General features: G+C 73.7%; 20 protein-coding genes. 9 read left to right on the top strand and 11 right to left on the bottom strand.

Features of this window, described 5'->3' with window-relative positions; genetic code table 11:
- Positions 1-3: 3 nt before the first annotated feature.
- The 8 genes from ACZ51S_RS01100 to ACZ51S_RS01065 form a co-directional block, all read right to left on the bottom strand.
- A complete protein-coding gene (locus tag ACZ51S_RS01100; RefSeq protein ID WP_468479334.1) occupies positions 4-1668 on the bottom strand; it encodes an alpha/beta hydrolase in 1665 nt (554 codons plus the stop codon).
- Positions 1669-1852: 184 nt separating this feature from the next.
- On the bottom strand, positions 1853-2638 hold the full coding sequence (locus tag ACZ51S_RS01095; protein ID WP_468479335.1) for an urease accessory protein UreD: 786 nt from the start codon (positions 2636-2638) through the stop codon (positions 1853-1855).
- Complete coding sequence (gene ureG / locus ACZ51S_RS01090; protein ID WP_388937113.1) at positions 2635-3330, bottom strand: urease accessory protein UreG; 696 nt, start codon at positions 3328-3330, stop codon at positions 2635-2637. The genes ACZ51S_RS01095 and ureG overlap by 4 nt, the downstream gene beginning before the upstream one ends.
- Positions 3331-3363: 33 nt before the next feature.
- Complete coding sequence (locus tag ACZ51S_RS01085; RefSeq protein WP_468801697.1) at positions 3364-4038, bottom strand: urease accessory protein UreF; 675 nt, start codon at positions 4036-4038, stop codon at positions 3364-3366.
- 31 nt (positions 4039-4069) lie between these two features.
- A complete protein-coding gene (locus tag ACZ51S_RS01080; RefSeq protein ID WP_468801696.1) occupies positions 4070-5791 on the bottom strand; it encodes an urease subunit alpha in 1722 nt (573 codons plus the stop codon).
- Positions 5784-6095 carry an urease subunit beta gene (locus ACZ51S_RS01075; RefSeq protein ID WP_468479338.1) on the bottom strand — a complete coding sequence of 104 codons (312 nt, stop codon included), beginning with the start codon at positions 6093-6095 and terminating at the stop codon, positions 5784-5786. Before ACZ51S_RS01075 ends, ACZ51S_RS01080 begins: the two co-directional genes overlap by 8 nt.
- A 14-nt stretch (positions 6096-6109) precedes the next feature.
- Entirely contained in the window at positions 6110-6412 is a 303-nt protein-coding gene (locus ACZ51S_RS01070) for an urease subunit gamma (protein ID WP_468479339.1), read from the bottom strand.
- 317 nt (positions 6413-6729) lie between these two features.
- A complete protein-coding gene (locus tag ACZ51S_RS01065; RefSeq protein WP_468479340.1) occupies positions 6730-7179 on the bottom strand; it encodes an ATP-binding protein in 450 nt (149 codons plus the stop codon).
- Positions 7180-7376: 197 nt separating this feature from the next.
- Here ACZ51S_RS01065 and ACZ51S_RS01060 point away from each other — a divergent pair, with 197 nt between their 5' ends.
- Together ACZ51S_RS01060 and ACZ51S_RS01055 are read left to right on the top strand one after the other, a co-directional pair.
- Positions 7377-8261, top strand: coding sequence for a helix-turn-helix domain-containing protein (locus ACZ51S_RS01060; protein WP_468479341.1), 885 nt, complete (start codon positions 7377-7379; stop codon positions 8259-8261).
- Positions 8262-8273: 12 nt separating this feature from the next.
- Positions 8274-8495 (top strand): DUF397 domain-containing protein, encoded by a 222-nt coding sequence (locus ACZ51S_RS01055; RefSeq protein WP_388937133.1) that lies wholly within the window; start codon positions 8274-8276, stop codon positions 8493-8495.
- 9 nt (positions 8496-8504) lie between these two features.
- Here the strand turns inward: ACZ51S_RS01055 and ACZ51S_RS01050 are convergent, their stop codons facing one another.
- Positions 8505-9677, bottom strand: coding sequence for an 8-amino-7-oxononanoate synthase (locus ACZ51S_RS01050; RefSeq protein WP_468801695.1), 1173 nt, complete (start codon positions 9675-9677; stop codon positions 8505-8507).
- A gap of 179 nt (positions 9678-9856) precedes the next feature.
- Between ACZ51S_RS01050 and bioB the strand changes: the two genes are divergently transcribed.
- The 3 genes from bioB to bioD are packed head-to-tail and all read left to right on the top strand — an operon-like array spanning position 9857 to position 13140.
- Positions 9857-11095 (top strand): biotin synthase BioB, encoded by a 1239-nt coding sequence (gene bioB / locus ACZ51S_RS01045; RefSeq protein ID WP_468885373.1) that lies wholly within the window; start codon positions 9857-9859, stop codon positions 11093-11095.
- A complete protein-coding gene (locus tag ACZ51S_RS01040) occupies positions 11088-12422 on the top strand; it encodes an adenosylmethionine--8-amino-7-oxononanoate transaminase (RefSeq protein WP_468479344.1) in 1335 nt (444 codons plus the stop codon). Before bioB ends, ACZ51S_RS01040 begins: the two co-directional genes overlap by 8 nt.
- A 1-nt stretch (position 12423) precedes the next feature.
- Positions 12424-13140 (top strand): dethiobiotin synthase, encoded by a 717-nt coding sequence (bioD, locus tag ACZ51S_RS01035; RefSeq protein WP_468479345.1) that lies wholly within the window; start codon positions 12424-12426, stop codon positions 13138-13140.
- A gap of 21 nt (positions 13141-13161) precedes the next feature.
- On the opposite strand, the gene ACZ51S_RS01030 is transcribed toward bioD, so the two are convergent.
- Positions 13162-13758, bottom strand: a complete 597-nt coding sequence (locus ACZ51S_RS01030; protein ID WP_468801693.1) for a hypothetical protein — start codon at positions 13756-13758, stop codon at positions 13162-13164.
- A 173-nt stretch (positions 13759-13931) separates the two neighbouring features.
- Here ACZ51S_RS01030 and ACZ51S_RS01025 point away from each other — a divergent pair, with 173 nt between their 5' ends.
- The gene (locus tag ACZ51S_RS01025) at positions 13932-14591 is read left to right on the top strand and encodes a class I SAM-dependent methyltransferase (protein ID WP_388937149.1); all 660 of its coding nucleotides are present in this window, start codon (positions 13932-13934) and stop codon (positions 14589-14591) included.
- 56 nt (positions 14592-14647) lie between these two features.
- On the opposite strand, the gene ACZ51S_RS01020 is transcribed toward ACZ51S_RS01025, so the two are convergent.
- Positions 14648-15073, bottom strand: a complete 426-nt coding sequence (locus ACZ51S_RS01020; protein WP_468801692.1) for a GNAT family N-acetyltransferase — start codon at positions 15071-15073, stop codon at positions 14648-14650.
- 211 nt (positions 15074-15284) lie between these two features.
- On the opposite strand from ACZ51S_RS01020, the gene ACZ51S_RS01015 reads away from it, so the two are divergent.
- From ACZ51S_RS01015 to ACZ51S_RS01005, 3 genes are read left to right on the top strand one after another with little or no spacing between them, the layout of a single operon-like run.
- The gene (locus ACZ51S_RS01015) at positions 15285-16625 is read left to right on the top strand and encodes a hemolysin family protein (protein WP_468479347.1); all 1341 of its coding nucleotides are present in this window, start codon (positions 15285-15287) and stop codon (positions 16623-16625) included.
- A complete protein-coding gene (locus tag ACZ51S_RS01010; RefSeq protein WP_468479348.1) occupies positions 16622-17641 on the top strand; it encodes a hemolysin family protein in 1020 nt (339 codons plus the stop codon). The genes ACZ51S_RS01015 and ACZ51S_RS01010 overlap by 4 nt, the downstream gene beginning before the upstream one ends.
- A gap of 36 nt (positions 17642-17677) precedes the next feature.
- Positions 17678-18460, top strand: coding sequence for an SGNH/GDSL hydrolase family protein (locus tag ACZ51S_RS01005; protein ID WP_468801690.1), 783 nt, complete (start codon positions 17678-17680; stop codon positions 18458-18460).
- The last annotated feature ends 49 nt before the right edge of the window (positions 18461-18509 follow it).

Raw genomic sequence — 18509 nt, 5'->3', positions numbered from 1 at the left:
GTCCTAGCGGACGGCCGGCAGCTCCTCGTGCTGCGGGAGCGCGGCGGCCGGGGCCTCCGCGAGGGACCTCGCCGCGGCCGGGGCCGGGGGCACCGGGGTGGCGTGCGGGGCGCAGGTGACGTTCTGGGCGTCGACCTTGCCGGTGAGCAGGTAGCCGTCCACGCGCGTGTTGACGCAGGAGTTCAGCAGGCTGGTGACGCCGTGCGAACCGGCGTTCTGCTCGGTGATCAGGCGCGAGCCCGCCAGGCGGCGGTGCAGCTCGACGGCGCCCTCGTAGGGGGTGGCCGCGTCACGCTCGGACTGGACGATCAGGACCGGCGCGATGCCGCGCTTGGCACCGACCTCGATCGGGGTGCTCTGCTTGGACTTCCAGGTCGCGCAGGGCAGGTTCATCCACGCGTTCGACCAGGTCAGGAACGGGTACTTCTTGTGCAGCTCGGTGTTGTCCCGGTCCCACTTGGTCCAGCTGGTGGGCCACTTGGCGTCGGCGCACTCCACCGCGGTGTACACGGCGTTGCCGTTCTCGGAGGCGGCGTTGCCCTTGGTGTCGGACATGTCCGGGGCGATGGCCTCGATCAGCGGCTTCTCGTCACCGGCGGCCCAGGCGCTGAACGCCTGCGCGACCGGGACCCACGAGGAGTCGTAGTACGGGGCACCCTGGAAGAAGCCGATCAGCTCGGCCGGGCCGACGACCCCGCCGAGCGGGTTGGCCTTGGCCTGGGCGCGCAGCTCCTGGTACTTGGCCTCGACCTTGGCGCGGCTGTCGCCGAGGTGGAAGACGGCGTCGTTCTTGGCGACCCAGTCCTGCCAGTCGTTCCAGCGCATCTGGAAGGCGACGTCCTGGTCCAGGTTGGCCTGGTACCAGATCTTCTCCTGCGACGGGTTGACGACGCTGTCGAGGATCATGCGGCGCACGTGGGTCGGGAAGAGGGTCGCGTAGACCCCGCCCAGGTAGGTGCCGTAGGAGACGCCGAGGAAGTTCAGCTTCTTCTCGCCGAGGGCGGCCCGGATGACGTCCAGGTCGCGCGCGGTGTTCGGCGTGGTCATGTGCGGCAGCATCTCGCCGCTGCGCTCCTTGCAGCCGTCCGCGTACTCGGCGGCGAGCTTGCGCTGGGCGCGCTTGTCGGCCTCGCTGGAGGGGACCGGGTCGGCCTTCGGGGCCTTGACGAACTCCTGCGGGTCGATGCAGGAGATCGGCGCGGAGTGGCCGACGCCGCGGGGGTCGAAGCCCACGAAGTCGTACGCCTTGGAGGTGTTGACCCACAGCGGGCTCTTGGTGGTGACCCGGCGCGGGAAGCGCATGCCGGAGCCGCCCGGGCCGCCCGGGTTGTAGACGAGGGCGCCCTGGCGCTCCTCCTTGGTGCCGGTGCTGACGGCGCGGTCGACGGCGAGCTCGATGGTCTTGCCGAAGGGCTTGGCGTAGTCCAGCGGGACCTTGACCCAGCCGCACTGGATCGGCTTCTCGAAGCCCCAGTCGGCGGGACAGTCCTTCCAGTCGATGCCCGCGCGCGCGGCGCGGGCGGCGGCGATCTGGACGCCGATCGCCTCGGCGCCGCCGTTGTCCCGGCCGGCCGGAGCCGCCGAGGCCGGCGGCGCGAGCAGCAGGCCTGCCGCCAGCGCGCCGGTGATGAGGGTGGCGGCGCTCCCCAGCGTCGCATTGCGTATCACGTGGTTGATCCCCCTGGTCATGTGCCGCCCGGAGCGGCGGGTTTGGGACAGGGGGATCCTTTCGTCTGACCGGTACCCGGCAACAGAGCACGGTGGAGTTCTTTGCCAACCCGATAACCGGAAAGGTGTGTACCGCTGAGCGGTGTCCCATTGTCCCGGTTCTGTCCCCCCGTCAGCGGCCGGGTCACCAGCCGTACGTGCGCTGGGCCCCGTCCAGCAGTTCGCGCAGCCGCAGCGCGTCCGGTGCCAGGGCCGTCACGAGTACGGCCGGCCCGGCCAGCGGGGTGGCCGCCGCGAACTCCCCCAGTACGGCGGCGCGCGGCGGGTCCGCCTCGAAGCGCGGGTCGACGACGAGGAGCTGGCCGAGGGCGCGGTGCCCCGCCGTTCCGGCCGGGCCGTCCCAGCCGCCCGGTGCGCCGGGGCCGCAGGACAGCTCCTGGTCCAGCAGGGGCCGGCCGTCCCGGGTGGCCGTGAGGCGGCTGCGCAGCAGGCCGGGGGCCTCGCCGCTGCGTCCCAGCACCTGTTCCTCGCGCAGCAGGAGGCGGGCGGCGGGGGCCAGTTCGGCGCGGGTGGTGGCGCGCAGGTCGCTGCCGCGCACGGAGACGAGCGGCTCCGGCAGCCAGCGCACCGCCGACCCCGCGGCCAGCGTCAGCCGTACGTCGTACCGCGCGGGCTCGCCGCCGCGGCCGGGCAGGGCCAGGGTGGCCGCCGCCGAGCGCACGGCCAGACGGGCGCCGGGTCCCGCTTCGGCCTCCACCGTGAGGTGGTCGCCGCCGAGGGGGGCGCTCATCGCGCCGACCAGCATCACCCCCGCCTCGGCTCCCTCGCCCCGGGTGCGGCGCAGGGCGAGCGGCCCCTCCCCGGCCAGCAGGGGCAGGGCGGTGCCGCCGCGCCCGTCGGCGGCGGCGCGGATGCGGGCGGTGGCGCGCAGGGAGGCCGGGTGGAGGGCGGCGGGGGGCGCGCTGGTCACCGTACGGCCCAGGCGGCGATCCGCTCCCGTACCCAGTCGGCCACCGGGGCCACGCCCTCGGCGCCGCGCAGGGACTGGAAGGCGACGGGCAGGTCCCCGCGCTGTGCGGCGGCGTCGCGGGCCATCCGTTCCAGGTCGGAGCCCACGTGGGGGGCGAGGTCGGTCTTGTTGACGACGAGGAGGTCGGAGGTGGTGACTCCGGGGCCGCCCTTGCGGGGGATGTCGTCGCCGCCCGCCACGTCGATGACGAAGATCTGGGCGTCGACCAGACCCCGGGAGAAGGTGGCGGTCAGGTTGTCCCCGCCGGATTCGACGAGGATCAGGTCGAGGGGGGCATGGGTGCGGAAGGCCTCTTCCAGTTCCTCGACGGCCTCCAGATTGGCGGAGATGTCGTCGCGGATCGCGGTGTGGGGGCAGGCGCCGGTCTCCACGGCGCTGATCCGCTCGGGGGGCAGGACGGCTTCGCGCAGCAGGAACTCGGCGTCCTCGCGGGTGTAGATGTCGTTGGTGACGACGGCCATGGACAGTTCGGAGCGCAGGGTCCGGCAGAGGGCGGCGACGGTGGCGGTCTTGCCGGAGCCGACGGGGCCGCCGAGGCCCACGCGCAGGGCGCGGCGGCTGCCGTCGGCGCGCAGCGGGGCGGCGCCGTGGGTGTGGCGGTGGGGGTAGGTCACGTCGTGGTCGAGGTGCACGGCAGGTCTCCTTCGGGAAGCCGGTCGGGGTGCTCAGGAGGCGAAGAGGCGTACCGCCCAGTCGGCATGCGCCTCGGCCGCGATCTCCAGCAGCGGTGAGGAGGCCGCGGGCAGGGCGTCCGCGCCTTCGGTACGGGCGAGCAGGGCGGCCTGGGCCGCGCGGGCGGCGACGGCGTCGAGTTCGGGGGCGAGGCGGGCCAGTACGGCGCTCGCCTCGAAGGGGTCGAGGCCCAGCAGCCGTACCGTGGCCGTGGCCGGCCCGCTGACGCTCTCGTACGCCGCCACGTGCGCGGCGTCCAGGGCCCCGAGCCCGGCCGCCCGGGCGGTGAGGCCGAGGACCACGGGCTGGTGGGCCCCGCGCGGGAAGGCGGCGGCCAGGGCGTCCAGTTCGGCGGCGGGCCAGGCGGCCCGGGCGGCCCGCAGCAGCTGCCGGCCGAGCCGCCGTGCGGCGGCGCGCAGCGCGGGCGAGGGGGTGCGGGCGTCGGCGGCGGCGTCGAGTTCCGCCGGGTCGAGGCCGAGGGCGGCGGCAGCGGCGAGCCCGGCGGCGGTGAGCCCGGCGGTGTGCAGCCGGCCCCGGCAGAACTGGGCCAGGGTGGCGGCGTCGTGGATGCGGCCGGCCTTGCAGGCGGCCTCCGCCCCGCCGGAGTGGGCGTGCCCTCCGGCGGGGAAGCGGCCGTCCGCGAGCACGAGCAGCGCGGCGAGGCTCATGGCAGGGGGCCCTTCGGCAGGCTGGGCCCCATCAGAAGAGGAAGTATCTCTGTGCCATGGGCAGCTCGGCCGCGGGGGCCGGCTCCACCGTTTCGCCGTCGATGGTGACGGTGAAGGTGTCGGGGTCGACCTCCACCCTCGGCCGGGCGTCGTTGTTGCGCATGTCCGCCTTGCCCAGCTTGCGGGTGTTCTCGATGGCCGTGAACCTCTTTCCGAGGCCGAGGCGTTCGGGGAGGCCGTCGTCGAGGGCGGCCTGCGCGGTGAAGTTGAGCGAGTTGAGGGCCGGGGCCCGGCCGATGCCGCCGTACATGGGCCGGGGCAGGACCGGCTGCGGGGTGGGGATGGAGGCGTTGGCGTCGCCCATCTGCGCGTAGGCGATCTGGCCGCCCTTGACGACCAGTTCGGGCTTGACCCCGAAGAAGGCGGGGTTCCACAGCACCAGGTCGGCGAGCTTGCCGGTCTCGACGGAGCCGATCTCCCTGGCGAGGCCCTGGGCCACTGCGGGGTTGATCGTGTACTTGGCGACGTAGCGGCGGGCGCGGTGGTTGTCGGCGGGGCCGTCGCCGGGCAGGAACCCGCGCCGTTCCTTCATCACGTGGGCGGTCTGCCAGGTGCGCAGCACGACCTCGCCGACCCGGCCCATGGCCTGGGAGTCGGAGGAGATGATGGAGATGGCTCCGAGGTCGTGGAGCACGTCCTCGGCGGCGATGGTGGAGGGCCGGATCCGGGACTCGGCGAAGGCGAGGTCCTCGGGGACGGCCGGGTTGAGGTGGTGGCAGACCATCAGCATGTCGAGGTGTTCCTCGACGGTGTTGAGGGTGTGCGGCCGGGTGGGGTTGGTGGAGCTGGGCAGGACGTTGGGCTCGGAGACCACGGTGATGATGTCGGGTGCGTGGCCGCCGCCCGCGCCCTCGGTGTGGTACGAGTGGATGGTCCGCCCGGCGATGGCCTTGAGGGTGTCGGCGACGAAGCCGGCCTCGTTGAGCGTGTCGGTGTGGATGGCGACCTGGGCGCCGGTCTCGTCGGCGACGGTCAGGCAGGCGTCGATGGCGGCGGGGGTCGCCCCCCAGTCCTCGTGGATCTTGAATCCGAGGGCTCCGCCGCGCAGCTGGGAGAGCATGCCCTCGCGGGACGTGGTGTTGCCCTTGCCGAGGAGGCCGATGTTGACGGGGTAGGCCTCCAGCGCCGCGAACATCCGGGCCAGGTGCCAGGGCCCGGGGGTGACGGTGGTGGCCTTGGACCCCTCGGCGGGGCCGGTGCCGCCGCCGACGAGGGTGGTGATGCCGGAGGCGAGGGCCTCGTCGACGACGGTCGGGGAGATGAAGTGCACGTGGGCGTCGATGGCGCCGGCGGTGACGATCTTCCCGTTGCCCGCGATGATCTCGGTCTCGGGGCCGATGACGAGTGCGGGGTCCACCCCGTCCATGGTGTCGGGGTTTCCGGCCTTGCCGATGCCGCAGATGCGGCCGTCGCGGATGCCGACGTCGGCCTTGACGATGCCCCAGTGGTCGAGGATCACCACACCGGTGATCACCGTGTCGGGAGCGCCCTCGGCGCGGGTGGTGCGGGCCTGGCCCATGGACTCGCGGATGACCTTGCCGCCGCCGAAGACGGCCTCGTCGCCGGAGTTGCCCGGTCCGCCGCTGAGGTCCCGCTCGATCTCGACGAAGAGGGCGGTGTCGGCGAGCCGGATCCGGTCGCCGGCGGTGGGCCCGAAGAGGTCGGTGTAGGCCCGGCGGGAGAGTTCAGCCATCGAGCGGTCCCCCGGTCTCGCCGCGCAGTCCGGGCACGGTGCGCAGTCCGCCGAGCGGTACGAGTTCCACGGCGACCGGGATGCCCGGCTCGAAGCGGACGGCGGTGCCGGCCGCGATGTTCAGGCGCAGGCCGCGCGCGGCCCGCCGGTCGAAGTCGAGGCCGGGGTTGGCCTCGGCGAAGTGGTAGTGGGAGCCGACCTGGACGGGCCGGTCGGCACCGTTGAGGACGGTGAGGCGGGTGACGGGGCGGTCCTGGTTGAGGCGCACCGGACCCTCCCCGTGGACGATCTCGCCGGGGATCATGCTGCCGCTCCCCCTCAGACGATCGGGTCGTGGACGGTGACGAGCTTGGTGCCGTCGGGGAAGGTCGCCTCGACCTGGACGTCGTGGATCATCTCGGGGACGCCCTCCATGACTTCGGCGCGGGTGAGCACGGTGCGGCCGGAGGCCATCAGCTCGGCGACGGTCCGCCCGTCGCGGGCGCCTTCGAGGAGGTGAGAGGTGATCAGGGCGACGGCCTCGGGGTGGTTGAGGAGCACTCCGCGCGCCCTGCGCTTCGCGGCCACGTCGGCGGCCACGTGGATCAGGAGTCTCTCTTGTTCGTGCGGTGTCAATTGCACCTGTATCACCAAGCTTCCGGGACATGTCTTCATCGCGCCGGGGCGACCGTACCGGCCGTCAACACCTTGTTGACCTGCGCTTGTCCGTGCTTGCCAAGCGCGTCTTTCCCCACACAGGACGAGGCTTTCCGTCCCGATCACCGCCGCTTTACCGGAGCGTGGGTGATCATTGGCCGAAGACCGAGGGCCATACGGTAGGGCCCGCATTTTTCCGGCGCGTTAACCCAGGTTTCGGGAAGGCACGCGATTCGGACTCCGCCCCGGTCCCGGGGGGGGAGGAGTCGTATACGGCGGGCGCGGGGCCGCCCCGCGCCGGGTCAACAGCCCCTGAGGGTCCGCGCGGAGGCGTCGGCGGGCCAGGGCAGGGTGATCCACACGGTCTTGCCGCCGTCCTCCGTGGGGCTGACCGAGAGCCGGCCGCCCGCCTCCGCCGTCAGCCAGCGGATGATGACCATCCCGCGGCCGTTGTCCTGCTGGACCGCGGCGGGGAGCCGCCTGGGCCAGCGCGGGTGGCTGTCCGTCACTCCGACGCGCAGCCACTCGTCGCGTTCGAGGCGGACGTCGACGGTGAAGGTGGGTGACTGGCCGAAGGTGTGCTGCACCGAGTTGGTCGCGAGTTCCGAGACGATCAGCCGGACGGTGTCGGCGGTGCCGGCGTCCTCCCGCAGTCCCCAGTCGGACAGTACCTGCGCCACGTAGCGGCGGGCGGCGGCGACCGATACCGGATCGCTCGGCAGAGTGACGGATGCTTCCAGCTGATCTGCCATGGCGACGTCCCTTTCCCACCGGGACGAAGCCGCCCCGGATCTACGCTGAGCGCCAGAGTGCCACCCATCGTGCCGCCGTTTCCGCTGTTCCCCCAAGATGTGCATATATCTGTCGCTCAATGCGGTGAACTCTGCTACGGAAGAGCGTATTTGGACGGCAGACCGGCGCGAGGTGTGCCGGTGGAAGGAGAGCGGGTATGCAGCACGGTCCCGCGGTACGTCGGCGCAAGCTCGGCGAGGAGCTGCGCGCGCTGCGCGACCGCTCCGGACTCACCAGCGGCGAGGTGGCCCGCATCGTCGGCTGGCACCAGTCGAAGGTCAGCCGCATCGAGACGGGCCGCAGCGGTGTGAAGACCGAGGACATCCGGCTGCTGCTCGACGCTTACGGGGGCGTGGTGAGCGCCCAGCAGCGGGCGCTGCTGGAGGCCCTCGGGGCGTCGGCGGCCGGCCCGGCACCGAGCGGGGACACCGCGCGGGGGCGGCAGTGGTGGCACGACTACCGCGGCCTGCTCCCGCAGGAGTACCGGGACTTCATCAGCCTGGAGGCCGGGGCCCGGGCGGCACGCACCGTGGAGCTCTCCGTGGTGCCGGGGCTGCTGCAGACCCCGGACTACGCGCGGGCCGTGACCCGGGCCGCGCTGGGCGGGCTGCCGGAGCCGAAGGTGGACGCGCTGGTCGAGGTACGGCTGGCACGGCAGGCGGTGCTGCGGGCGGATCCGCCCCTGGAGCTCAGCGCGGTGCTGGACGAGGCGGTGCTGCGCCGGCAGATCGGCGGGCCGGGGGTGATGGCGGAGCAGCTGAGGCATCTGGTGGAGGTGGCGCGGCTCCCCCAAGTGCGGCTCCAGGTGCTGCCGTTCACGGTGGGGGGTCATCTCGGCCTGACCGGACCGTTCGTCATTTTCTCATTTCCGAACATCGCCGATCTGGATGTGGTGGTGCTCGACCATTTGACGAGTAGCCTCTATCTGGAGCGGAAGGAAGACCTTGAGGCGTACAGCGCCGCGTTCCGCACCATCCAGGCGCACGCCCTACCGCCCCGTGACTCGTCGGATCTCATCAGCTCAATCGCTGACGACGCGTAAGGAGGCACCCTCGTGTCCGCAACCCCCTTATCAACCAGCGGACTTCTGAACAGCGCGCGGTGGCGGCGGAGCAGCCGCAGCACCGGAATGAACAACTGCGTGGAAGCGGCCGCCCTGACCGGCGGTCTGCTGGCCGTCCGCGACTCCAAGCGGACGGACGGCCCGGCCGTGCTCTTCACCGGGCCGGCCTGGGACGGCTTCCTCGCCTCCGTACGGGCGGACGGGCACGCGTGACGTGACGCCCTAGCGTTCCGTGGCTCCGGCCGGAGCGGTCGCGAGGACCGTGCCGACGGCCCGGCTGATCTCCTCCCCCGTGAGATCCGCCCGAGCCGTCAGCCGCAGCCGGGAGATGCCGTCCGGCACCGACGGCGGACGGAAGCACCCCACGGACAGACCTGCCTCGCGGCAGTCGGCGGCCCAGCGCAGTGCCGCCGAAGCCGACGGGGCCCGAACCGACACCACGGCCGCGTCCGGCCGGGCCGCGGTCAGGCCGGACGCGGTGAGCCGCCCGTACAGCTCGGCGGCCACCTCCCGGACCCGGGCCGCGCGCTCCGGCTCCCGGCGCAGCAGCCGCAGGCCCGCCAGCGCCGCGCCGGCGGCGGCCGGGGCCAGCCCGGTGTCGAAGATGAAGGCGCGGGCCGTGTTGACCAGGTGCCGGATGACCTTGGCCGGCCCGAGTACCGCGCCGCCCTGGCTGCCGAGCGACTTCGAGAGGGTCATCGTGGCGACCACCCCCGGCGCTCCCGCGAGCCCGGCGGCGTGCAGCGCGCCGCGGCCGCCTTCGCCCAGCACGCCCAGTCCGTGCGCGTCGTCCACGACCAGGGCCGCGCCCTCCGCCCGGCAGGCCGCGTAGTAGGCGGCGAGCGGGGCGGCGTCCCCGTCGACGGAGAACACCGAGTCGCTCACCAGCAGGGCGCGGCCCTCGTGGCCGGTAAGGGTCTTGCGGGCCGTCTCGGCGTCGCCGTGCGGGGTGACCGCCACCTCGGCCCGCGAGAGCCGGCAGCCGTCGACGATCGAGGCGTGGTTGCCGGCGTCGGAGACGACCAGCGTGCCCCGGCCGCTGAGCGCGGTCACCGCGGCCAGATTCGCGGCGTATCCGGACGAAAGCACCAGGGCGGACTCGAAGCCCGCGAACGCGGCGAGTTCCCGCTCCAGTTCGGCGTGCAGCTCGGTCGTGCCGGTGACCAGGCGCGAGCCGGTCGCACCGGCCCCCCAGCGCTCGGCCGCCTCGCAGGCCCCGCGTACGGTCTCGGGGTGCCGGGACAGGCCCAGGTAGTCGTTGCTCGCCAGGTCCAGCAGGGGCGAGGAGGCGGGCCTCGGCCGCAGGGTCCGTACCAGCCCCGCCTGCTCGCGGACGCGCTCCGCGCCGTCGATCCAGGCGAAGACGTCCTCGGGTTGCGGGGTGTGCTGGGTCATCGGCGGTCCTCGCGTCGCGTCTCGCGATGTGTCTCGCGTTTTGTCGGCAGTCGACAGATCGGCTCGACCCTATCCGCCGTGACCGGAGGGGCTGGTGTGGCGATCCACACACTCCCTTCCGGCCATGTTGTCCGATCTCTCCTTGGCCGGGAGTGGTCGCGTGGGACAGGATCGGGCGCATGGACCTGCTGAACACCCTGGTGGAAAAGGGACTGCGGCGCGAGCTGCCGACCCGCGAAGAGGCGCTGGCCGTTCTGGCGACCTCCGACGACGAACTGCTCGACGTGGTGGCCGCTGCCGGCAAGGTGCGCCGCCAGTGGTTCGGGCGCCGCGTCAAGCTGAACTACCTGGTCAACCTGAAGTCGGGGCTCTGCCCCGAGGACTGCTCGTACTGCTCCCAGCGCCTGGGGTCGAAGGCCGAGATCCTCAAGTACACCTGGCTGAAGCCCGACGAGGCCTCCCAGGCGGCCGCGGCGGGCGTCGCCGGCGGCGCCAAGCGGGTCTGCCTCGTGGCCAGCGGACGCGGTCCGACCGACCGCGACGTGGCCCGCGTCGGCGAGACGATCGCCGCCATCAAGGAGCAGAACGAGGGCGTCGAGGTCTGCGCCTGTCTGGGGCTGCTCTCCGACGGCCAGGCCGAGAAGCTCCGCGACGCGGGTGCGGATGCCTACAACCACAACCTCAACACGTCCGAGGCCACGTACGGCGGCATCACCAAGACCCACACCTACGCCGACCGGGTCGACACGGTGCGGAAGGCGCACGCGGCGGGCCTGTCCGCGTGCTCGGGTCTGATCGCGGGCATGGGCGAGAGCGACGAGGACCTGGTCGACGTGGTCTACGCGCTGCGCGAGCTGGACTCCGACTCGGTGCCGGTCAACTTCCTGATCCCCTTCGAGGGCACCCCGCTCGCCAAGGAGTGGAACCTCACCCCGCAGCGCTGCCTGCGGATCCTCGCGATGGTCCGCTTCGTCTGCCCCGACGTGGAGGTCCGCATCGCGGGCGGCCGCGAGGTGCACCTGCGCTCGATGCAGCCGCTCGCGCTGCACGTGGCGAACTCGATCTTCCTCGGCGACTACCTGACCAGTGAGGGCCAGGCGGGCCAGGCCGACCTCGACATGATCGCGGACGCCGGCTTCGAGGTGGAGGGTGCCGGCACGACCACCCTTCCCGCGCACCGCGCCGACGCGGCGGAGGCCGCCGCCCGGGCGGGCGGCGTGTGCGGATCGGCGGCGGGCTCCGGCGGCTGCGGACCGGCCGACACCGAGGCCTCCGGCTGCGGTTCCGCCTGCGGCGGCTGCTCCGGACACGCCGGGGAGACGCCGGTGCCCGTCCAGGCGGAGGCGGGAGAGGTCCGTTCGGACCTGGTGGCGGTACGCCGCCGGGGCGCGGGGACGGACATCGCCCCCAATGCGTGACCGGTTCCCCCTGCACGACCCGCTCGACCCCGGCTCGGCCACGGCGGACCTGCTCGCCCTGGACCGGCAGCACGTCTGGCACCCGTACGGACCGATGCCGGGGCGGCAGGAGACCCTGGTGGTCTCCTCCGCCTCGGGGGTCCGGCTCCGGCTCGCCTCCCCCGCCCAGGGGCAGGAGGAGCTGGTCGACGGCATGTCCTCGTGGTGGTCGGCGATCCACGGCTACAACCACCCGGTGCTGAACGAGGCCGCGACCGCCCAGCTGGGCCGGATGTCGCACGTGATGTTCGGCGGGCTCACCCACGAGCCCGCCGTCCGGCTGGCCGCCCGGCTGGTGGAGATCACCCCCGCCGGTCTGGAGCACGTCTTCCTCAGCGACTCGGGCTCGGTGTCCGTCGAGGTGGCCGTCAAGATGTGCCTCCAGTACTGGCGCTCGCTGGGCCGCACCGGCAAGACCCGGCTGCTGACCTGGCGCGGCGGCTACCACGGCGACACCTGGCAGCCGATGGCCGTGTGCGACCCCGACGGCGGCATGCACGAACTGTGGCAGGGCCACCTGCCCCGGCAGGTGTTCGCCGACGCCCCGCCCGGGGACTTCGACACCCCCGTGGACCCGGCGTACACCGCCCACCTGCGCTCCCTGATCGCCGCGCACGCCGACGAGCTGGCCGCGGTGATCGTGGAGCCGGTGGTCCAGGGCGCGGGCGGCATGCGCTTCCACCACCCGGGATACCTGCGGGTGCTGCGCGAGCTGTGCGACGAGTACGGGGTGCTGCTGATCCTGGACGAGATCGCGACGGGCTTCGGCCGCACCGGCGCGCTCTTCGCCGCCGACCACGCGGGCATCACCCCTGACGTGATGTGCCTCGGCAAGTCCCTGACCGGCGGCTACCTCACCCTGGCGGCCACGCTGTGCACCGGGCGGATCGCCGACGGGATCTCGCAGGGCGAGGTCCCGGTCCTGGCGCACGGGCCGACCTTCATGGGCAACCCGCTCGCCACAGCGGTGGCGCTCGCCTCCGTCGACCTGCTGCTCGGGCAGGACTGGGCGGGAGAGGTCAAGCGGATCGAGGCGGGCCTGCGCGAGGGCCTCGCGGCTGCCTCCGCACTGCCCGGGGTCCGGGACGTGCGGGTGCTCGGCGCGATCGGCGTGATCCAGCTCGACCACCCGGTCGACGTGTGGGCCGCCACCCGGGCCTCGGTCCGGGAGGGCGTCTGGCTGCGCCCGTTCCGCGACCTGATCTACACCATGCCCCCGTTCGTCACCGGCGACGCCGACGTGGCCCGGATCTGCCGCGCGGCCGTCGCAGCGGCGCAGGAAGGCTGAGATGTCCGTAGTCGTCGTGTCCGGTACCGGGACGGAGATCGGCAAGACGGTGGTCACCGCGGCGATCGCGGCCGCCGCCCTGGCCGCCGGCCGCTCGGTGGCCGTGCTCAAGCCCGCCCAGACCGGGGTCGGCCCGGACGAGCCGGGGGACGCGGCCGAGGTCGTACGCCTCGCCGGCCCCGCCGTGACCGCGCTGGAACTGGCCCGCTACCCCGAACCCCTGGCCCCGGACACCGCCGCGCGGCGCTCCGGCCTGCCCACCCTGACCCCGGCCGAGATCGCGGAGGCCGCCGCACGGCTGGCCGCCGAGCACGACCTGGTGCTGGTGGAGGGCGCCGGCGGGCTGCTCGTCCGCTTCGACGAGGACGGCCACACCCTGGCGGACGCGGCGCGGCTGATGGCGGCGCCGGTGCTGGTCGTGGCCGCCGCGGGGCTCGGCACGCTGAACTCCACCGACCTCACGGCACAGGCGCTGGCGGCCCGGGCGATCAGCCCGCTCGGGGTGGTCGTCGGCAGCTGGCCCTCCGCACCCGACCTGGCCTCGCGGTGCAACCTCGCCGACCTCCCCAAGTCCGGGCTCCCGCTGCTGGGGGCCGTACCGGAGGGCGCCGGAGGGCTGGCGCCCGCCGCCTTCCGCGCGGCCGCGCCGGGCTGGCTGGCGGCGCCGCTGGACGGGACCTGGACGGCGGGGTCCTTCCTCGCCGAGTGGCCCGCCTGACGCGGCGCTGACGGCGGGGGGTCAGTGACCCCCCGCCGGTTCCCGGCAGCCGCCCTCCACGTACACCCCGTGGACCTCGACGCGGGCGGGGGCGCCTGACCGCCCCGATACGCAGGGGCCGGTGCCGGGCACCATCAGCGCGAAGCCGGGGCCTTCGGCGGCGTTGCCCTCGTACACGTCACCGCCGGCGACGGGGTAGCCCAGGCCGCGCAGCAGCGCGGTCAGTTCGGCGGGGTTCGCCGCGGGCGCGGCGGCCAGCTCCGCCCTGATCCGGGCCGCGTGGGCCTCCCCACGGCAGCGGGCGGCGGGGGTCAGCCGCGTCTGCTGCCGGTACGCGTGGTTCTCGGCGTACTTGCGCGACTCCGGGTCCGGCGGGACGGCCTCGCCCGCGGGCGCCGTGGCGGTGGGCGAGGCCGTGGCGGTGGCGCAGCGCGCGGCCACTTCCGCGAGGAAGGCGGCCTGGGGGTCGGCCGCGGGCGCCTCGGCCCGGGGAGCGGGGGCGGCGGTGGGGGCGGAGTCGCAGCCGGCCAGCAGGAACACCGCCGCGGCGGTGAGCAGGGCGGCGGTCGTGCCCCTGGCGGGGGACGTGCCCCGGGCGGGGGACGTACGGGATATCAAGGTTCCGCTCTCCTCAAGTGTGTGCCGCTTCACGCGCGGGTCCGGGGTGCCGATTATGGCCCGCACCGCACGGACGGCACCGGTTTCGGGACGGTCCCCGGCGGGGAACAGCCCGGGAGGGCACGCCCAGGCGTGTCGTCCGTCCGCCGCCGATCCGCGCCCGGAGGCCCGCCATGCCCACCGCCGCCCCCGATCCGGTCCACCACCCGTTCTTCGCCCGGTTCTACGCCCGCGCCAGCACCGCCGCCGAGACCCGCGCCGGGATCGGTGCCCTGCGCCGCGAGCTCCTGGAGGGGGTGTCCGGCCGGGTCATCGAGATCGGCGCCGGCAACGGCCTGAACTTCGCGCACTACCCCTCCGCCGTCTCCGAGGTCGTCGCCATCGAACCGGAGCGCACGCTGCGCCGGCTCGCCGCGGCGGCCGCGCTGCGCGCCGAGGTCCCCGTGGACCTCGTACCGGGTGTCGCCGAGGCGCTCCCGGTCAAGAGCGAGGCCTTCGACGCCGCGGTCGCCTCCCTGGTGCTGTGCACCGTACGCAACCTGCCGCGCGCCCTCGCCGAACTGCACCGGGTGCTCCGCCCGGGCGCCGAGCTGCGGTTCCTGGAGCACGGGCTGGCTCCCGGGCCGGGCATGGCCGCCGTCCAGCGGGCGCTCGACCGGACGGTGTGGCCCCGCCTGTTCGGCGGCTGCCACACGGCCCGCGACCCGCTCGCCGCGGTGGAGGCCGCCGGCTTCCGGATCGTCTCGCACCGCTCCTTCCGCCTGCCCGAACGCGGCCCGGCCCTGCCCACCTCGTACTGCGTCATCGGCTCGGCCCGCCGGCTGGACGACTAGCGTCCCGGGGCGGACGAAGGGCCGGCCCGCGAGACGGACGCCGGGCAGAGCGCGGGTCAGACGGTGAGCGGCTTGACCCAGCGGGTCCAGATGTCCTCGGGCCCGTAGCCGGCCGCCCGCCAGGCCCCGTGCGCCTGCCCGTTCCCGTCGAGCACCATCGCGTCGGCGCGCCTGCCGCCCAGGGCCGCGAACCGCTCCTCGGCGGCGGCCAGCAGCGCGGAGCCGATCCCCTGCCGGCGGTGGCCGGGGTCCACGGCGAGCCGGTACAGGTGACAGCGCCAGCCGTCGAAGCCGGCTATCACGGTGCCGACGAGTTCGCCGCCGCGCCGGGCGAGCAGCAGGGCCTCGGGGTCCCGTTCGTACAGCCGCTGGACTCCGGCCAGGTCGTCGCTGATGCTCGTGCCCTTGGCGGCGCCCTTCCAGAAGTCCAGCACGCCGGGCAGGTCCCCGGCCGCCGCGGGGGCGATGTGAAGATCGTTCATCCCGCGATCCCATCACCCGCGCCCACCCGCCCCGGAGGACGAGCCATCACCTTTGCCTTTCCTTTACCATGTGACGAACGGTTTCCTCGATCGAAGACGAAAGGTGTGAGCCTCCGCCCATGGGCGAGCCTCCGAGTCCCCGACATCCCGGTGCGCGACATCGCGCGGCGCCTCCCCTCCTGACCGATCATGGGACGGAGGTGAACGACCGATGACCGAGGTACTCCTGCTCGTCGCTGCCCTGCTGCTCTGCCTTGCCTGCGGAGCCTTCGTCGCGGCCGAGTTCTCGCTGACGACCATCGAGCGCAGCGAGCTGGAACGGGCCGTCGAGCGGGGCGAGCGCGGGGCCGACAGCGCCCTGGCCGCGGTCCGCAGCCTCACCTTCCAGCTCTCCGGCGCCCAGCTCGGCATCACCGTGACCGGCCTGGTCATCGGCATGATCTCCGAGCCCTCGATCGCCGCCCTGCTCAAGGGACCGTTCGAGGACATGGGCCTGTCGGCCGCCGCCGCGTCCTCCACCGCACTGGTCCTGGCCACCGGCCTGTCGACGGTCGTGCTGATGGTCGTCGGCGAACTGGTCCCCAAGAACTGGGCGATCTCCTCGCCGCTGGCGATCGCCAAGCGCGTGGCGACCATGCAGCGCGTCTTCTCGCGAGCGTTCAAGCCGCTGATCAGCCACTTGAACACCACCGCCAACCACATGGTCCGGCGGCTCGGCATGGAGCCCGCCGAGGAGCTGGCCTCCGCCCGCAGTCCGCAGGAGCTGGTGGCCCTGGCCCGGCACTCCGCCAAGGCGGGCGCGCTGGAGAAGGACACCGCCGAGCTGTTCGTGCGGACGCTGAACCTCGCCGACCTGACCGCGGAGAACGTGATGACCCCGCGCGTCCAGGTCACGGCCCTCGACGTGCGCACCACGGCGGAGGACGTGGCCAACGCGACCATGGCCACCGGGCTGTCGCGCTTCCCCGTCTACCGGGGCAGCCTCGACACCGTGGTCGGCGTCGTCCACATCAAGGACGTACTGGCCCTGCCCGCCGCGGAGCGGCACCGCCATCCGGTGTCGGAGCTGCTGCGCGAGCCGCTCCTCGTACCGGAGTCGCTGACCGTGGACAGGCTGCTGGACCGGCTGTCCGGCAAGCAGACGATGGCCGTGGTGATCGACGAGTACGGGGGCACGGCCGGAGTGGCCACGCTCGAGGACATCGTCGAGGAGGTCGTCGGCGAGGTGCGCGACGAGCACGACCCCCACGAGACCCCCGACCTGGCCCCGGCCGGCACGGACGGGACGGGACGCACCCTGTACTCGGCCGACGGCGCCGCGCGCACCGATCAGCTCCAGCGGATCGGGCTGCGGGTGCCGGAGGGGCCGTACGAGACCCTGGCCGGGCTGATAGCGACCGAACTGGGCCGGATCCCGGCCGTCGGCGACACCCTGGAGCTGGACGGCTGGCGCCTGGACGTGGTCGACGCCGGCGGTCGCCGGGCCGCGCGCGTGCTGCTGCACGCGCCGGCCGGTCCCGTCGGCGACGAGAGCCCGGAGGAGACCCGATGACCGCGGTCCAGCTGCTGATCGGCCTCGCGACGCTGGTCGTCAACGCCTTCTTCGTCGGCGCGGAGTTCGCGCTGATCTCGGTCCGGCGCAGCCAGATCGAACCGTACGCCGAGCAGGGCGACCGGCGGGCCCGCGCGGTGCTGTGGGGGCTGGAGCACGTCTCGGCCCTGATGGCGGCGGCCCAGCTCGGCATCACCCTGTGCACCCTGGTGCTGGGCGTGGTGGCCGAGCCGGCCATCGAGCACCTGCTGAGCCCGCTGCTCGACGCCGTCGGCGTGCCGGCCGGGGTGGCGCACGGGATCTCCTTCGTGGTGGCGCTGGGGCTGGCCACGTACCTGCACATGCTGTTCGGCGAGATGGTGCCGAAGAACGTGGCCCTGGCCGAGCCGGTGCGCACCGCGCTGGCGCTGGGGCCCCCGCTGGTGGCCTTGACCCGGGCGCTGAAGCCGGTGATCTTCGCGGTGAACGCCTTCGCCAACGCCCTGCTGCGGCTGCTGCGCGTGGAGGTGAAGGACGAGGTGACGGCGACGTTCTCGGACGACGAGCTGGCCCGGATGGTCAAGGACTCCAGTGACGCGGGGCTCATCGACGACCGGGCGAGCGAGCGGCTGCACGACGCCCTCGAACTGGGCCGCCGCCCCGTCGCCGATGTGGTGCTGCCCGCGCACCGCGTCGTCACGGCCCGGCAGGGCATCTCCGCGGCCGCTCTGGAAGCCCTGTCCGCCGAGTCGGGGTACTCCCGCTTCCCGGTGGTCGACGCCCGCCAGCGGATCCTGGGATACCTGCACGTCAAGGACGCGCTGGACGTGGTGGAACGGGACGTTCCGTTCCCGCTGTCCGCGCTGCGCCCCATCGCGCAGGTGCGGGCGGAGACCCCGCTGGACGACGTGCTGACCGCCATGCGGCGCAGCCGTACGCACCTGGCGGCGGTCCTCGGGACGGACGGCGCCCTGGCGGGGCTGGTGACGATGGAGGACGTGCTGCGGGAGCTCTTCGGGCGGCCCGCCTCCGCCTAGTCGGGAATCCCTACCGCGCGGTAGCATCGCTCCGCCATGGAGATGAATGCGTCATACACCAGTTTCGTCGCGGTCGGCGACTCCTTCACCGAGGGGATGTCCGACCTGCTTCCGGACGGCTCCTACCGGGGCTGGGCCGACCTGCTGGCCGCCCGGCTCGCCGCCCGCGAGCCGGGCTTCCGCTACGCGAACCTGGCGGTGCGCGGAAAGCTGATCGGCCAGATCACCGAGGAGCAGGCGCCGGCCGCGGCCGCGATGGGCGCGGACGTGGTGGCCCTGGTGGGCGGGCTCAACGACACGCTGCGCCCCAAGGTGGACATGGGGCGGGTGCGGGCCCATCTGGAGAGCGCCGTGGAACTCCTGGTGCCGTCCTGCGGGCAGCTGGTGCTGATGCGCTCGCCCGGCCGCAACGGCCCGGTGATGGCACGCTTCCGGCCGCGCATGGAGGAGCTCTTCGGCATCCTCGAAGAGCTCGCCGCACGGCACGGGGCCCTGCTGGTGGACCTGTACGGGGCCCCCGTACTCGGGGACCCGCGCCTGTGGGACGTCGACCGGCTGCACCTGACGCCGGAGGGCCACCGCAGGGTGGCGGAGGCCGTCTGGCAGACCCTGGGGCTGCCCGCCGAGGAGGACTGGCGGGCGCCCCTGCCCCCAGCGGCTCCCCCGGGCTGGCCCGTGCGCCGGGCCGAGGACCTGCGTTTCGCCCGGCGGCACCTGTTCCCCTGGATCGGCCGCCGGCTGACGGGCCGTTCCTCCGGGGACGGCCGCCCCGCCAAGCGCCCGGACCTGCTGCCGTACGGGACCCTGCCTCCCTCGTAGCAAGCCACAATCGCCGGGCCTGTCCCTACCTGCGCAAACGCACAGCCAC

This window comes from Streptomyces sp. NPDC034043, from assembly GCF_055575675.1.
Note: the sequence above shows the minus strand (reverse complement) of the source record. Positions and strands in the feature narration are given on the sequence as shown.

What these genes read in the sequence shown, in the direction of transcription:
- ACZ51S_RS01015 (WP_468479347.1), top strand. Translation starts at nt 15,285, where the DNA reads ATGACCGAGGTACTCCTGCTCGTCGCTGCCCTGCTGCTCTGCCTTGCC.
- ACZ51S_RS01065 (WP_468479340.1), bottom strand. Translation starts at nt 7,179, where the DNA reads ATGGCAGATCAGCTGGAAGCATCCGTCACTCTGCCGAGCGATCCGGTA.
- ACZ51S_RS01010 (WP_468479348.1), top strand. Translation starts at nt 16,622, where the DNA reads ATGACCGCGGTCCAGCTGCTGATCGGCCTCGCGACGCTGGTCGTCAAC.
- bioD (WP_468479345.1), top strand. Translation starts at nt 12,424, where the DNA reads ATGTCCGTAGTCGTCGTGTCCGGTACCGGGACGGAGATCGGCAAGACG.
- ACZ51S_RS01085 (WP_468801697.1), bottom strand. Translation starts at nt 4,038, where the DNA reads ATGAGCCTCGCCGCGCTGCTCGTGCTCGCGGACGGCCGCTTCCCCGCC.
- bioB (WP_468885373.1), top strand. Translation starts at nt 9,857, where the DNA reads ATGGACCTGCTGAACACCCTGGTGGAAAAGGGACTGCGGCGCGAGCTG.
- ACZ51S_RS01060 (WP_468479341.1), top strand. Translation starts at nt 7,377, where the DNA reads ATGCAGCACGGTCCCGCGGTACGTCGGCGCAAGCTCGGCGAGGAGCTG.
- ACZ51S_RS01005 (WP_468801690.1), top strand. Translation starts at nt 17,678, where the DNA reads ATGGAGATGAATGCGTCATACACCAGTTTCGTCGCGGTCGGCGACTCC.
- ACZ51S_RS01080 (WP_468801696.1), bottom strand. Translation starts at nt 5,791, where the DNA reads ATGGCTGAACTCTCCCGCCGGGCCTACACCGACCTCTTCGGGCCCACC.
- ACZ51S_RS01040 (WP_468479344.1), top strand. Translation starts at nt 11,088, where the DNA reads ATGCGTGACCGGTTCCCCCTGCACGACCCGCTCGACCCCGGCTCGGCC.
- ACZ51S_RS01020 (WP_468801692.1), bottom strand. Translation starts at nt 15,073, where the DNA reads ATGAACGATCTTCACATCGCCCCCGCGGCGGCCGGGGACCTGCCCGGC.
- ACZ51S_RS01050 (WP_468801695.1), bottom strand. Translation starts at nt 9,677, where the DNA reads ATGACCCAGCACACCCCGCAACCCGAGGACGTCTTCGCCTGGATCGAC.
- ACZ51S_RS01025 (WP_388937149.1), top strand. Translation starts at nt 13,932, where the DNA reads ATGCCCACCGCCGCCCCCGATCCGGTCCACCACCCGTTCTTCGCCCGG.
- ACZ51S_RS01075 (WP_468479338.1), bottom strand. Translation starts at nt 6,095, where the DNA reads ATGATCCCCGGCGAGATCGTCCACGGGGAGGGTCCGGTGCGCCTCAAC.